This is a genomic window from Methanocorpusculum petauri (genome assembly GCF_026891975.1).
GTDB classification, from domain to species: Archaea; Halobacteriota; Methanomicrobia; order Methanomicrobiales; family Methanocorpusculaceae; genus Methanocorpusculum; species Methanocorpusculum petauri.
On record NZ_JAPTGB010000009.1, the window covers coordinates 37,442 to 52,159 of the forward strand.

Sequence of the window (14,718 nt, forward strand, 5' to 3'; positions counted from 1 at the left end):
GCCTGCAATTTCCATCATCTTGCAAGTCATGTATATCCGGACAGAATTCCCCGCGCTCCACCCCGCCGCACGCCCCTTACACACGAAACTGAACCGTTTCCTTCATACTCCCTCCCAACCTGCCGCAACCAAAGAACGTAAGTATAAACACTAATGCTCACCTAATAGTATGTTGCCGTGAGAGGAGGGTTGGATGAAAACTGAGGTTCTCAAAAGCATCAAAGAAACCGAAGCCCAATGTAAATCCACGATCACTGCAGCCCAGACCGAACGTGAGCAGATTCTTGCAAACGCCCGGCTTGAAGCTGACAACCTGATTGCCAAGGCAACAACCGTTGCCGAGGATTACAAAAAGCAGCGTCTTTCAGATGCACGAAATGTTGCAGCAGCAAAACATGCCGCAATCGTGGAACAAGGCAAAGCAGAGGCCGACGCCACCATTGTACAGGGAAGTAAAAAACTCCCCCAGGCAGCATCGCTGTTTGTAGAACGGTTTAAGGAGAAACTGCATGTTTCAGCCTAAACCGATGACGCATCTGCTCATTGCAGCGCCTAAAGAGCAGATGGCGTCAGTTGTGACTGAATTATACCGTCACCGAGTCTTCCACATCACCGATTTTGTAGACCAGGGAAAAGAAGGCTACGAAGGTGTTCGCTTAGGTACTCCTCTTGAGGGTGCCGGTGAACTCTCGACCAGTCTCCTCAAAATACGTTCCATCGAGAACGTATTCCAGACAAGCCCTGAAACGCTCTTCGACGTTCCTAAGCGTCCTGTAGCAACGATCCGACAAGCAATTGAGCGTGAACTTCCCGCAATCGAAGCAGAAGTAAACGACCTCACGGTACAACGATCGGCTGCAGAATCCCGCATCCGGGAATGCGAACAGCGCATCACTGAACTCAAACCTTTTGCACTCGTACCGCTTGAGATGGATCTCTACCGCGGCTACGACAGCATCATCGCAATCGCCGGATACATTGACAAAGACGTTGATCTCAGCGTCCCGCATGAAAAATACTATGCGGCACGCAAAGACGGCAACTTCATCGTCATATTCGCTGAAACGAAAGATGCCGCAGAAATCGAACGCATCCTGTCCGACACAGGCTTCCAGTCCGTCACAATCCCGAACGAAACCGGAAGCGTCCAGGCCGCAGTGGACAAGTACACTGCTGACCAGAGTCAGGCAAAGGGAGCCTTCGACACTGCAAACGCAAAAATTTCCGAGCTCAAAGCAAAATACGCCGACTTACTCGCCGCATGCGACGAAGTACTGTCCGGCGATGTGGAACGAGCAGAAGCCCCGTTAAGGTTCGCAACAACCGAGGAAGCATTCGTCATCGACGGATGGGTCCCCGCAGATCATATCGAACCCATAACTGCAGGCTTGAACCAAGCAACCGGTGGTTGCGTATATGTAACTGTTGACGACGATGAAATCGACGCAACAGCAATTCCGGTGGAGTATAACAACCCATCGTTCGCAAAGCCCACTGAACTCTTCATGGACGTCTATGCACGCCCAAGATACAACGAAATTGACCCGACACTCATTCTTGCCATCATGTTCCCGATCTTCTTCGGACTCATCGTTGGTGATGTCGGATACGGTATCATCTTCTTAATCCTTGCACTTTTCGCCAGAAAACTGGCAATGTTCAAAGGAGAAGGCGGAAGAAACCTTATCAAAATTCTCGTCGGTTCAAGTATCTCAACCATATTCTTTGGATTGCTCTACAGCGAGTTCTTAGGATATGCCCTGCCGTGGCACGCCATCATCTTCCAGCGCCACTTGGCCATTGGAGCAGACGCAGCAGCGCATGCAACCGGGCCGGATGCAATGCCCATGTTAATCATGTCCGTATGGTTCGGTATTGCCTACATCACACTTGGCCGCATCTTTGGAATGATCAACCACTACAGAATGGATCACCCCGGCAAACACCGGAGCAAAGCAATTCTCGGACAGTTTGGATGGATCGCCATCCTCTGGGGTCTCTTAATCCTCGTCTGGTCCTTCTTCTCAATGGAACAGATGTTTGGAATCGTCGGCATGATGCCTGACTTCACCACTGCACCCCTGATTGCTCCCGGATTCTCGGTGGCCGCTCTCGCAGGACTCATTCTGCTTGTACTCGGATGCATCTTCCTTGCACAGGAAAATGTACTCGATTTAATGGAAATCCCGACAATCATCTCGCACGTACTCTCCTTCTGCCGTATCGCCGCAGTCGGCCTGTCGTCCGTCGCAATCGCAATGGTCGTCAACTACCTCTCTTTTGGTATGTTCATCGACCCCGCCCTTGCAAACCTCGATGCAGTCGGTGTAATAATGATAATCGTTGGTGTTCTCATCTTTATATGCGGACACGCCCTCAACGTAGGTCTTGGTATCCTTGGTGGAGGTCTCCACTCGATTCGTCTTCACTACGTTGAATTCTTCACCAAATTCTACGTTGGTGGAGGCATCAAGTACAATCCGTTCGGACTTAAACGCAAATTCTCAGAGGAGTAAAAATTATGGCAATTGAAACAATGACAGTTGAAGCAGCACAGGCAATGGCATCCGGATACACCGCAATCGGTGCAGGTCTCGCAGTCGGTCTCGCCGGCGTCGGAACCGGTCTTGGTGAAATGGGTATCGGAGCCGCCGCAGTCGGAGCAACCGCAGAAGACCGTGACATGTTCGGTCTCGCCCTTCTCTTCACGGTACTTCCCGAAACCATCGTCATCTTCGGTCTTGTGATTTCACTGCTGCTGCTCTTCCAGTAAAGCGGAGGCTCGTGCAAATCATGGGACTCGAGGTTGTAGTTGACGAAATCAAGGCAAAGGGTGACCGCGAAGCAGCCCGGATCAAATCCGAGGCAGAAGCTGAAGCAAAGACCATAGTTGCCGACGCAACCAAACGTGCAGAAGAGATCCGCATCGCCGCAGAAGCTGATGCCGCTCTCCAGGCAGACCGCATCATGATCCGTGAAGTCGCTGCCGCAAACCTGGTCGTAAAACGTGACCAGCTCAACGCACAAAAGGAACTGCTCGACAAAGTCTACAGCGAAGCTGCAAAAGAAATCGCAAACCTTCCGGCCGACGTCCACGCAAAAGCCGTACGTTCCCTTCTCAAAGATGCTGTAAAGCAGATCAAAGAGGGAACCGTATACGCAAACCAGCGTGACGAAGAAGCTGTCAAAACAGCTCTCTCGGAACTGAAGACCCTTTCCGGATTTACGTTCGGAGGAATCACCGACATCGACGGCGGTGTCGTAGTACAGAGCGCCGATGGCCAGCTCACGCTTGACCTCTCCTACCGGACCTTCATGGGCGAAGTATGGGAATCAAGCCTCAAAGACGCATCGGAGATACTGTTTGGAGCAAACTCCTAAACGAGTGAGGGAAACAAACAATGACTGAGGTAATGAGCGGTCCTGCTCCATACATCTATGTCTCAACCCGTATGCGGGTACGCAAAGCAAAACTCATCCCAAGGGAAGAGTATCTCCGCATGCTGAACATGGGTCTCCCCGAGTTTACCAGACTCATTGAGGAGATGGAGTACAAACGCGAAATCGATGAACTCTCCGCAGCATTTTCCGGAGTAGACCTCATCGAAAACGCCATGTCCTGGAACCTCGCCAAAGAATACCAGCGGGTCATCGCACTCGCACCCGGCGAGATGAAAGGATTTACCCGTGATTACCTGCACAAATGGGATATTCAGAACATTCTGACTATCCTTCGTGGAAAAGTCCAGGGTCTTTCCGACGGAAAGATCCGGGCAGTACTTGTACCGGCCGGCGAACTCGACGCAGCAATGCTCGATCGCCTGCTTACCGAAACCAGCATCGAAAGAATTGTCGAAACCCTGCCCGAAAAGCAGATGGCTGCAATCCTCTCTGCCGGACTCTCGGAAGCACTCGAGACCCACTCCTTTGGGAAACTCGAAAACGAGCTCTACAAGTACTACTACGCGACGCTGATTAAAGCGGCACGTGGCGGCATGAAAGGCGGTTTACCGTTCTTGAAATACGTCACATTTGAAATCGACATCAAAAATATCACCAACCTCTTCAGAGTCCGTGCACAGGGAAAACCCGACGTAAGCACCGCGGACATCTGGATCGAGGGAGGATCGTACCATGCCGACGAACTCGAGCGTCTCTGCTCGGTTGTCAGCCTGGACGAAGTTGTCGACACGCTCAAAAAGAAAATCAAGTCGCCTGTGCTCATCGAGGCACTCGAATCGCTCAGAGAAAAGAAACCGATCTACGCAATCGAAGGCATGCTGATTGCAGCCCAGCTCAATCAGATGGACAACGTTTCAAAGCGCAATCCGTTCTCAATCTCTCCGCTTCTCGTCTACCTTGAAAGAAAGAAGTATGAAGTAGCCAACCTCCGTGCACTCGCCCGCGGCAAAGAAGCAGGCTTAGCACCCGAGGTCCTTGAAAAATATCTGGTGATGTAATGGAAATCGCAGTTATTGGAAACAAGGAGTTCGTTATCGGATTCCAGCTTGCGGGTGTACGCAAAACGTACTCCGCAGAAACTCCGGAAAAACTGACCGAGACCATCACCCGTGTCTTAAACGACCCTGAAGTTGGCATTCTCGTTCTTCAGAGCGCAGACCTTGAACATATCCCGCGTCGTCTGCAGGTAACCATTGAAAACTCCGTCAAACCGACCATTGTAACCATTGGCGGCCAGGAGGCAGGTCTCTCCCTGAGAGAGCGTATTAAGCGTTCGGTGGGTGTTGATTTGTGGAAGTAAGTAATAAACCAGGAATACTCAAACGCATTGCAGGACCTGTGGTCACTGCAGTCGACCTTGACGCCCACATGTACGATGTGGTCAAGGTCGGCAATGAGGAGCTGATGGGTGAGGTCATTAAGATCGATGGTGATGATATCATCATCCAGGTCTATGAGTCCACCACGGGCATCCGCCCGGGAGAACCCGTCATAAACACCGGACTTTCGCTCGCAGTCGAGCTTGGTCCCGGACTGCTGACCAGTATCTACGACGGTATCCAGCGCCCGCTGGAAGTCCTCATCGAAAAGATGGGCAACTTCATCGCACGCGGAGTCACCGCACCCGGACTTGACCACGAAAAGAAGTGGGAGTTCAAGCCCGTCGTAAGTGCAGGCGCAACTGTCAAACCCGGACAGGTCATTGGTGAAGTACAGGAAACCCGCAGTATCCTGCACAAAATCATGATTCCGCCGAACGCAAAAGGCGGCGTTGTCAAAAACATCAAGTCCGGCAGCTTCACGGTTGACGACATCATCATCGAACTCGATTCCGGGGAAGCGTTCCCCATGATGCAGCGCTGGCCGGTTCGTGTCCCTCGTCCGTACGTGGAAAAACACACCCCGAACATCCCGCTGCTGACGGGTCAGAGAATTCTCGACGGTCTCTTCCCGATTGCAAAAGGCGGAACCGCAGCAATTCCCGGTCCGTTCGGTTCCGGAAAGACCGTTACCCAGCAGCAGCTGGCAAAGTGGTCTGACGCAGAAATCGTCGTCTATATCGGATGCGGTGAACGCGGCAATGAAATGACCGAAGTGCTGACCGAGTTCCCCGAACTCACCGACCCGAAGACCGGAAACTCCCTCATGGAGAGAACCATTCTGATCGCAAACACTTCCAACATGCCGGTGGCGGCCCGTGAAGCATCCGTGTACACCGGAATCACTCTTGCCGAGTACTTCCGTGATATGGGCTACGACGTTGCACTCATGGCAGACTCCACCTCCCGGTGGGCAGAAGCAATGCGTGAAATCTGTTCCCGTCTCGAAGAGATGCCCGGTGAAGAAGGATACCCGGCATACCTGTCCTCCAGACTCTCTGAGTTCTATGAGCGTGCAGGACTTGTCCAGCCGCTCGCCGGCGGCAGCGGTTCTGTCTCCGTTATCGGTGCAGTATCCCCCGCAGGCGGTGACTTCTCCGAACCGGTTACGCAGAACACCCTTCGTATTGTGAAGGTCTTCTGGGCACTGGATGCAAACCTGTCCCGCAGACGTCACTTCCCGGCAATCAACTGGCTGCAGTCCTACTCCTTATACATGGGTCAGCTCAACGACTACTACGACGAGAAGGTCTCGCCGGAGTGGAACAAACTGCGCAGCTGGTTCATGGAAGTCCTGCAGAAGGAAGCCGAACTTCAGGAGATCGTCCAGCTCGTCGGTTCCGATGCACTGCCGGAAGCCGAGCAGATCACCATCGAAGTTGCACGTATGATCCGTGAACTGTTCCTGCAGCAGAACGGTTTCGACCCGGTCGATACCTACTGCAGTCTCGAAAAACAGCTTGATATGTTCAAGATGATCAAAGCCTATGCAGACCTCGCCTACGCCGCACAGGCAGCGGGAGTTCCGCCGGCACAGATCCTTGCCGTCAAAGCAAAGAACGAGATGCCGCAGATCAAGTTCACCAAGGAGTACAAACCTGTCCTTGACAAGATCTACTCTGAGATGGACGCTGAATTCAAAGCACTGAGGGCATAACCATGAAAGAATATAAGACAGTCTCCAAAGTTGCCGGCCCGCTGCTCTTCGTCGAGAAGACCGAACCGGTGAGCTACGAAGAGCAGGTCAGTCTTGTTCTGCCCGACGGAACACTCAAGCGCGGACAGGTCCTCGATACCTCTGAGGATCTCGTTGTCGTTCAGTGTTTCGAGACCACCACTGGTCTTGGCCGTGACACCGGTGTCCGTTTCCTTGGTGAAACGTTCAAGATGCCGGTCTCAAAGACCATGCTCGGACGTATCCTCTCCGGAGGAGGAAAACCGATCGACGGCGGTCCGGATATCGTTCCCGACAAGCGTCTTGACATCAACGGTGCTGCAATCAATCCGTATGCCCGCGGTTCTCCGCGTGATTTCATCCAGACCGGTATCTCCACCATCGACGGAACCAACACGCTCGTCCGTGGTCAGAAGCTGCCGATCTTCTCCTCCGCAGGTCTTCCGCACAACGAGATTGCACTGCAGATCGCCCGTCAGGCAAAAGTGCCGGGATCCACCGAAGAGTTCGCGGTAGTATTCGCTGCAATGGGTATCACCCGGGAAGAAGCAAACTACTTCATGGCGGACTTCGAGAGAACCGGTGCACTTGAGCGTGCAGTTGTGTTCCTCAACCTTGCAGATGATCCGGCTGTGGAGCGTACGGTTACCCCGCGTCTCGCACTGACCACTGCAGAGTATCTCGCATACGAACTCGGTTACCACGTGCTGGTTATCTTAACCGATATGACCAACTACTGTGAAGCACTTCGTCAGATCGGCGCTGCCCGTGAGGAAGTGCCCGGTCGTCGCGGTTATCCGGGATACATGTACACCGATCTCGCTTCGATCTACGAGCGTGCCGGTATCATCAAGGGTCTGAAGGGATCTGTTACCCAGATTCCGATTCTGACCATGCCCGGTGACGATATCACCCACCCGATTCCGGATCTTACCGGATACATTACCGAAGGTCAGATTGTTATTTCGCCGGAACTGCACCGTAAGGGTATCTATCCGCCAATCAATGTGCTGCCGTCTCTGTCCCGTCTGATGAACCTCGGTATCGGAAAAGGTCTGACCCGTGAGGATCACAAGAAGGTCTCCGATATGATGTACTCCGGGTACGCCGAAGGTGTGGACCTCCGCGGTCTTGTCGCCATCGTTGGAAAGGATGCACTTTCCGAGCGTGACCAGAAGTTCCTTGAGTTCGCCGATGATTTCGAGGACAGATTCGTCCGTCAGGGTGCAGATGAGGATCGTACGATTGCGCAGACGCTTGATATCGGCTGGAACATGTTTGTTCAGCTGCCGGAGAGCGAGCTGGAGAAGCGTATCGACCGTGACCTGATCAAGACCTACCACCCGAATTACCGGAAGTGATTTGCCATGGCGCTGAATGTGAAGCCGACCCGATCTGAACTGATCAACCTGAAAAAGCGGATCAAGTTATCGGAGCGGGGCTATAAGCTTCTGAAAATGAAGCGCGATGGACTTATCCTTGAGTTCTTCAAGGTGCTTGCGGAGGCAAAGGATCTCCGCAATGATCTTGCTGTCAAGTACGCCCGTGCACAGGAAATGATTGCAATCGCAGAAACTGTGGAGGGAAGTATCGGAGTGAAGGCTGCGGCATTCTCGGCATCCGAGAGTCCGCAGATCGATCTCAAGAGCAAGAACATCATGGGTGTTGTTGTGCCGAAGATCGAGGCAAGGAGTGTCAAAAAGACGCTGACCGATCGCGGATACGGTGTTCTCGGAACATCGTCTGCGATCGATGAGGCGGCTGAGGCATTTGAGGATTTAGTGGAGACGATTATTCTCTCCGCTGAACTTGAGACGACGATGAAGCGTCTCCTTGACGAGATTGAAGGAACCAAACGCCGGGTGAATGCACTGGAGTTCAAGGTGATTCCGGAGCTGATCGAGGCACGGAACTTTATCAAGATGCGTCTCGATGAGATGGAACGCGAAGAGCTGTTCCGTATGAAGAGAGTGAAGGGTAAATCGGAAAAATAATTTTTTTTATTTTTTCGTGAATCTTTTTTTTTGAAAGAGATGTTCGGCGGAGTGTACATTTTGTGATTCTTTGTTTGTGGTCTTGCTTGGTGTAACCACGGAAAACACAGACCCCACGGAATTCCACGGAAAAAAACACAGAATACCGCTGCGCTTACGGAACAACACGGAAAGAATAAGGAAGCGGGAAACACCTGTGGAAATGTTTTCGGGAATCTTTCGCGGTGGTCTTGCTTGGTGTAACCACAGAAAACACAGAATACCGCTTCGCTTACGGAACAACACGAAAAGAATAAGGAAGCGGGAAACACGTGTGGAAATGTTTTCGGGAGGCTTTCGCGGTGGTCTCGTTTGGTGTAACCACGGAAAACACAGACCACACAGAATTCCACGGAAAAAACACAGAATACCGCTACGCTTACGGAACAACACGGAAAGCCTAAGGAAGAAGGAAGCATCCTTAGGAATTTGATTGAGAGAGCTCTGACAAAAATCTCACGCAAAGTCTAAGATACTGAGAGACAATATGAGCACATGGAAAAATCATTATTGTTTGAAGCTGAATCGTACGATATTCGCGGTGCGATATTTGATGTATATCGTGAAATGGGGCCGGGTCTTCTGGAGGCTGTGTATCAGGAATGTCTCGAAAATGAATTTATTCGGCGAAAAATTCCATTTGAGGCACAGCCCAGGCTCCATCTCAACTATAAAGGGATAAAACTCCGGCAGACATACAAACCGGACTTTCTCTGTTATGGTAAAATTCTTGTCGAGATAAAATCAGTCGAAGAACTTGGGAAAATACACAGATCCCAACTGCATAATTATCTGAAAATTACCGGATTCCGACTTGGATTTTTAGTGAACTTCAATCATGATCCTGGGGCCGATGTGGTACGGATCATTCTCTAAGAGCGTCACATCACAAAAACGACTACTTCCTTAGGCTTTCCGTGTTGTTCCGTAAGCGAAGCGGTATTCTGTGTTTTTTTCCGTGGAATTCCGTGTGGTCTGTGTTTTCCGTGGTTGCTCCAAGCAAGACCACCGATACAGAGGAACGAAAATGGAGAGAGAGTTCTCTCAATCAAGCTCCTACAATGCTTCCTTCTTCCTTAGGCTTTCCGTGTTGTTCCGTAAGCGAAGCGGTATTCTGTGTTTTTTCCGTGGAATTCCGTGTGGTCTGTGTTTTCCGTGGTTACACCAAGCAAGACCACAAACAAAAAAGAACGAAAACGGAAATCTCCCGCCGGACTTTTGTAAAAACATCATCTCTGATCTTCAGCATTCCCGGTTTACCGGTATGTTAGGGGCAGGGAATTAGAGTATTTCCCTCACATCACAATCCCGCCGTCCACGGAAACAATCGCCCCGGTTGTAAACGAAGCATCATCGGAGGCGAGATACACATACGCTCCGGCAAGTTCCTTCGGGTCTGCCATTCTGCCGAGCGGTGTAATCGCTTTCATCGCCGCCATCATCGCATCAGTCACGGACTCTGCGACCATATCTGTTCCGACCACACCCGGTGCAACCGCGTTTACCCGGATACCGAACTGTCCGAGTTCCTTGGCACAGGATTTCGTCAGACCGTTTACGCCGAACTTCGACGCCGCATAGGCGGTCTGGTTTTTCCCGCCGTAGGTTCCGACCATTGAACTCGTGTTGATGATACTTCCGCTCTTCTGCGCAATCATCACGCTTGCAACTTCCCGCGTACAGAGAAACGGTCCGACGAGGTTGATGTTCAGCATGCCGGTAAAGTCCTCATCGCTCATCTCGGTGATCGGTTTTGCCGCGGTGATTCCTGCGTTGTTTACGAGGATGTCAATGCGTCCCCATTTTTTCATTACCGCATCGGTCATTGCTTTTACCGAGATGCTGTCTGCGACATTCACACCGAGCGGGAGAATTTCTGCGTCAGGATACGCCGCGTGCAGTTTTTCGGAGGCTTTTTCCGCGGATGTAAGTCTGCTTCCGCAGACCGCAACCTGTGCTCCTTCACGGATGAATGCTTCCGCAATTGCGTAACCGATTCCGCGTGATCCTCCGGTAATGATTGCAGTTTTTCCTTTCAGTTTCATGAATTGTCATCTCTGTTCGATGATTAGCTTACTGCTTCCTTTGCATAAATGGTTGTTCTTTGCGGCATTGGTGGCGGATGCTGCACCGGTTATTTTTCCGCGAGTGTGTAGCTGGCATCAATTTGCTGGTAAATTTCGTCGATGGGGATCGATCCGTTCAGACAAATGGTGTACCAGTGGTTTTTATTCATATGGTAGCCGGGGAAGTAGCGCTGATGGTCCACGATAAATCCAATGTCGTCGGGTTGTATCCGCAGGTCAAGTATCTCAATGGGTTCGTCCGAGTCAAGTCCCAGTTTGCGTCCGGGTATGACAAGAAGTGCGGCATACCATTTTTTTGTGTCTTTTCTCCGGAAGATTGCGTTTTTGGGAAACCGCTGCCAGAGGAATTCCAGTTCATCCTGATAGGTTTCCCGTACATACCGGATTACGTTCCGGGCGTCTTCACTGGTGAACACATTCTGTTCTGTTTGCAGTTCGGACGGACATGGTTCTCCCGTGGTCTGGTTTGTGTCCATAATTTTTCCTGTCAGAGTATTTTGCAGTAAATCTGTTTATAGGTGCTGTCCCCGCAGCTGGTCCTGTTTACTTTGCGCCATTTCTCCGATGGGTTTAATACTGTCATAACGAAACGTTGTAACTACGAGTGATCGCTGTTCTATGATAATTGTGAGAGAGAGGTGTCAGGCTCTATGAAATTTGGTACGCTTGCTGATGTGGAAACCCGCGGAAAAACTGTTCTTGTTCGTGTGGATCTGAACTCGCCGATCGATCCGTCAACCAGTACTATTCTGGATGATAAACGGTTCCGTGAACACGTTCCGACCATTCAGGCGCTGGAGGAGGCAAAGGTCGTAGTGCTTGCCCATCAGAGTCGTCCGGGAAAGAAGGATTTTACGACACTGGAAGCCCATGCCGACCGGCTGGAGCGCCTTCTCGGTATGCCGGTTACGTATGTGGATGATATTTTTGGCCGGTGCGCGAAGGATGCGGTGCGTAAATCGCATCCGGGCGATGTTATTCTTCTGGAGAATGTCCGGTTCAGTGCTGAGGAGAATCTCACTCTGAAGCCGGAGGATGCAAAGAATACGCATCTGGTCAGAAAGCTTGCGTCGATGGCGGATATTTTTGTGAATGATGCGTTTGGGACTGCGCATCGTTCACAGCCGACGATCACGGGCCTGCCGTTTGCGATGCGTACGGTTGCCGGTCTTCTGATGGAAAAAGAGGTGAATAATCTCTCCCGTGTGTTTACGTCCGCACCAAAGCCGGTGACGTTTGTTCTGGGGGGTACGAAGGTGGATGATTCTATTGCGGTGGCGGGCCATGTTCTGGCGAACGGTACGGCAGACCGGGTTGCGATCATCGGGGTTGTGGCAAATGTGTTTTATCTTGCGAAAGGGATCGATATCGGTGCGCCGTCCGCGAATCTGATTAAAACTCTCGGGTACGAGGGTGAGATTGCGAATGCACGGGCGATTCTTGATGCGTATCCGGACAAGGTTATTCTGCCGGAGTATGTGGCAGTCAAAGAGAATGATGAGCGTCGTGAGTATGGTGTCGGTGCATCCCCTGCTGACTGTCCGATCCTTGATATGGGGTCTGAGTCTATTGGAATTTTTTCCGCGCTTCTTCGCGAGTCGGGGACGGTTGTTTTTAACGGCCCGGCAGGGATGTTTGAGGAGCGGGATTTTGCGACGGGGACGTATGAGCTGCTGCATGCGGCAGCCAAGGCGGAGTTTTCTGTCTGCGGCGGGGGGCATACGGCGGCGGTTATTGAGCAGCTCGGTCTTGAGCCGATGTACTCACATCTGTCTACGGGCGGGGGTGCGTGTATTGAGTTTCTGACCGGGAAGAAGCTTCCTGCTCTTGATGCGCTGGAGAAGTCCTGGGAGTTGTTCGGCGGCCGTGCCTGATTCGTCTGCCGTTTTTTTCTATTTTTTTAATCTGTGAAGTTTTTCAGAATCCGTTTTTTTTGATACAGTACCACGCCGCGTACCGGGGATATCCGTACTTCTTTACCGGGGAACCGCAGGTAATTCAGCTGTGGGAAATACCGGCTGGATGAAATATGCGGTTTCTGTCCTTATCACCGGGGGGATACGGATATGGTTTTGCGGGAGGGTGAGAAAAATACTGGTGGAAAAATGATGTTTTCTTCTTTTCTCTGATTTTTTGTACGGATATCTCAGAGTATTCTTTACAAATTCGGGAAAAATCCTGATTTTTTCAAATTCAACCAACAATTATATTAGGAATCTGCAACGATTATTTAGTATGGATACAAAAGAAGTCAGACATGTTGACGTCTGGTCTGCTGCGAAACTTTCCGCTGCGATCTATCTCGTTTTCGCTGTTATCTATGGAATTATTGCGATGATTATTGCAGTCTTTGGTATGGCTGCAATTCCTGGAACATCTGCTGTTGTAACTCTCGGCGGCGGCATTGTTGCTGTGCTTATTTCTGTTGTCATTGTTGCGGTTCTCGGTATGATCATCGGTTTTATTTTCGGAGCAATTGCCGCGTTCATCTACAATCTTGCCGCGGGTGTTTTCGGCGGTCTCAAAATCGATCTGGAGTAAAGCGGTCTGTAATGGTGTCCGGTGAGAGATCCGGATAAAAGAGACTATTTTTTTTAGGAGTCCCGTGGTGTTGTTCTGGTAGTCTGGGTGTTTGTCAGCCGGGTGTAGATCTTTTCGGCTTCCGGGGAGAGTGCGTACAGGTGGCCGTCCATCTGTTTCTGGATGGTGAGGATACGGGTGTCGAGGTTGATGAGGTGCCAGGAGATGGTGTCCGGGGATTTGTGCAGTTCGCTTGCGATCCGGTAGCGGGTGATCTGCGGGTACTGATGCAGGATACTGAGGATTTCCTGATGCGGGGGGTTTTGGAGTGCACGCTGGACTGCGGTGATCAGGGCGTCTTTGTCGGTATCTTTGGGATAATATGTGACGCTGTTGTGTATTTTAACGGCAGTCAGATTTTTCTTCAGTTCCAGCCGGTGAAGGTGGTATGCCACGGTTCCGCGGGATTTTCCGATGCCGGCGACTATCTGCTGATGGCGGCTTCCGGGGTGTTCGTCAAGGTACTGGAGAATTTTTGCGGCGGTTGATTCGGGATCGGGGTCCGGAGTGTTTCTCCGGCTGAAGATGACGAAGAAGCAGAGACCAAGGAGAGAACTTGCAATCGGAAAGATTGTCGTTCCGACAAATTCTCCATATGGTGTCTCGTCAAAAAAATGACCGATATGTATGAACATGAGGTCTTTCCAATAGACCAGATTCAACCATCCGGTAATCTCGTGTATCTCTGTCCCGTCATAAATTGGGACGATGTCATAGTCCGCGGGCATAATTTCGTATTCCCCAAATGAATAGGAATCACTCGGAGGGTGAACTGCACTTACGATTCCTGTCCCATAAAGAAGTACAACTATGCACAATATCAGTAGTCGTACCTTTTTTGAGATTGGGAAATTATACCACATTTATAGTTAGTGAAAATGATTCACTTCCATTTACATTATCCGCAACAATCTCAAAAGTCCACGATCCTGTTTGAATTGGATCTCGTTTGAGAATTACTGGGATTTTATTGTCATCCTGTCCATCAAATCCATCGTAATATGATCCAATGGCTTGATCTGCGGGCGTGTATATTTTTAGACTCAGATCATTTGCGGTACCTGCTGTCCACTCTAAATGAACTTCAAGTTTACTTTTTCCTGCTGGGACCTGATAGGTATATACACATGTCTCACCCTGTTGGATCGTTCCGGTAATCGGTGCCGCTTTCGGTGTACTATTATAGTCATCTAACGCAACAACGATATACTTTTCCTCTGATTCGGGAAATTCAGCAGCTCCTGCCGGAAGGGCACAGAGCGCAAGCAGAATTACTGCACAAATCACATACATTTTCCATTTCATACAATTGAATTATCTTTCCCTTTATCAGGTATAAACACATTGAGCATTTCATCCCATGCCCGTGAACTGCATGGGATGAAATGCTCAATCCATTCATAATGTTCCTGTGCCCATTATCACATGTGGTGTTCTTGAGAAATCACAACATCGCATTTCTGAAAAAACAGATTTCGCCCCGCGTGACAGCACAAATCCTG

At 50.6% G+C, this 14,718-nt stretch carries 16 protein-coding genes; 12 read left to right on the forward strand and 4 right to left on the reverse strand.

Going from position 1 to position 14,718, the window contains the following annotated elements; translation table 11 throughout:
- Positions 1 to 193: 193 nt before the first annotated feature.
- From O0S10_RS05110 to O0S10_RS05155, 10 genes are all read left to right on the forward strand, one after another.
- On the forward strand, positions 194 to 523 hold the full coding sequence (locus O0S10_RS05110) for an ATPase (RefSeq protein WP_268924826.1): 330 nt from the start codon (positions 194 to 196) through the stop codon (positions 521 to 523).
- A complete protein-coding gene (locus tag O0S10_RS05115; protein ID WP_268924827.1) occupies positions 510 to 2,516 on the forward strand; it encodes a V-type ATP synthase subunit I in 2,007 nt (668 codons plus the stop codon). The genes O0S10_RS05110 and O0S10_RS05115 overlap by 14 nt, the downstream gene beginning before the upstream one ends.
- 5 nt (positions 2,517 to 2,521) lie before the next feature.
- Complete coding sequence (locus O0S10_RS05120; protein ID WP_268924828.1) at positions 2,522 to 2,773, forward strand: ATPase; 252 nt, start codon at positions 2,522 to 2,524, stop codon at positions 2,771 to 2,773.
- A 20-nt stretch (positions 2,774 to 2,793) separates the two neighbouring features.
- Positions 2,794 to 3,381, forward strand: coding sequence for a V-type ATP synthase subunit E family protein (locus O0S10_RS05125; RefSeq protein ID WP_268924829.1), 588 nt, complete (start codon positions 2,794 to 2,796; stop codon positions 3,379 to 3,381).
- Positions 3,382 to 3,401: 20 nt separating this feature from the next.
- Positions 3,402 to 4,460, forward strand: coding sequence for a V-type ATP synthase subunit C (locus O0S10_RS05130; protein WP_268924830.1), 1,059 nt, complete (start codon positions 3,402 to 3,404; stop codon positions 4,458 to 4,460).
- Complete coding sequence (locus O0S10_RS05135; protein ID WP_268924831.1) at positions 4,460 to 4,762, forward strand: V-type ATP synthase subunit F; 303 nt, start codon at positions 4,460 to 4,462, stop codon at positions 4,760 to 4,762. Before O0S10_RS05130 ends, O0S10_RS05135 begins: the two co-directional genes overlap by 1 nt.
- Positions 4,753 to 6,498 (forward strand): V-type ATP synthase subunit A, encoded by a 1,746-nt coding sequence (locus O0S10_RS05140; RefSeq protein ID WP_268924832.1) that lies wholly within the window; start codon positions 4,753 to 4,755, stop codon positions 6,496 to 6,498. Before O0S10_RS05135 ends, O0S10_RS05140 begins: the two co-directional genes overlap by 10 nt.
- Before the next feature lie 2 nt (positions 6,499 to 6,500).
- A complete protein-coding gene (locus O0S10_RS05145; protein ID WP_268924833.1) occupies positions 6,501 to 7,877 on the forward strand; it encodes a V-type ATP synthase subunit B in 1,377 nt (458 codons plus the stop codon).
- 6 nt (positions 7,878 to 7,883) lie between these two features.
- Positions 7,884 to 8,510, forward strand: a complete 627-nt coding sequence (locus O0S10_RS05150; protein ID WP_268924834.1) for a V-type ATP synthase subunit D — start codon at positions 7,884 to 7,886, stop codon at positions 8,508 to 8,510.
- A 534-nt stretch (positions 8,511 to 9,044) separates the two neighbouring features.
- Positions 9,045 to 9,425, forward strand: a complete 381-nt coding sequence (locus O0S10_RS05155; RefSeq protein WP_268924574.1) for a GxxExxY protein — start codon at positions 9,045 to 9,047, stop codon at positions 9,423 to 9,425.
- A gap of 419 nt (positions 9,426 to 9,844) precedes the next feature.
- Here O0S10_RS05155 and O0S10_RS05160 read toward each other — a convergent pair whose 3' ends face one another.
- The gene (locus O0S10_RS05160; RefSeq protein WP_268924835.1) at positions 9,845 to 10,594 is read right to left on the reverse strand and encodes an SDR family NAD(P)-dependent oxidoreductase; all 750 of its coding nucleotides are present in this window, start codon (positions 10,592 to 10,594) and stop codon (positions 9,845 to 9,847) included.
- 89 nt (positions 10,595 to 10,683) lie between these two features.
- Complete coding sequence (locus tag O0S10_RS05165; protein WP_268924836.1) at positions 10,684 to 11,112, reverse strand: MmcQ/YjbR family DNA-binding protein; 429 nt, start codon at positions 11,110 to 11,112, stop codon at positions 10,684 to 10,686.
- A 174-nt stretch (positions 11,113 to 11,286) separates the two neighbouring features.
- On the opposite strand from O0S10_RS05165, the gene O0S10_RS05170 reads away from it, so the two are divergent.
- Positions 11,287 to 12,510, forward strand: a complete 1,224-nt coding sequence (locus tag O0S10_RS05170) for a phosphoglycerate kinase (protein WP_268924837.1) — start codon at positions 11,287 to 11,289, stop codon at positions 12,508 to 12,510.
- A gap of 361 nt (positions 12,511 to 12,871) precedes the next feature.
- Complete coding sequence (locus O0S10_RS05175) at positions 12,872 to 13,177, forward strand: DUF3566 domain-containing protein (RefSeq protein WP_268924838.1); 306 nt, start codon at positions 12,872 to 12,874, stop codon at positions 13,175 to 13,177.
- 53 nt (positions 13,178 to 13,230) lie between these two features.
- Here O0S10_RS05175 and O0S10_RS05180 read toward each other — a convergent pair whose 3' ends face one another.
- Both O0S10_RS05180 and O0S10_RS05185 read right to left on the reverse strand, forming a co-directional pair.
- Positions 13,231 to 13,944, reverse strand: a complete 714-nt coding sequence (locus O0S10_RS05180; RefSeq protein WP_268924839.1) for a winged helix-turn-helix transcriptional regulator — start codon at positions 13,942 to 13,944, stop codon at positions 13,231 to 13,233.
- A 124-nt stretch (positions 13,945 to 14,068) separates the two neighbouring features.
- Complete coding sequence (locus O0S10_RS05185) at positions 14,069 to 14,521, reverse strand: hypothetical protein (protein ID WP_268924840.1); 453 nt, start codon at positions 14,519 to 14,521, stop codon at positions 14,069 to 14,071.
- Positions 14,522 to 14,718 lie beyond the last annotated feature (197 nt).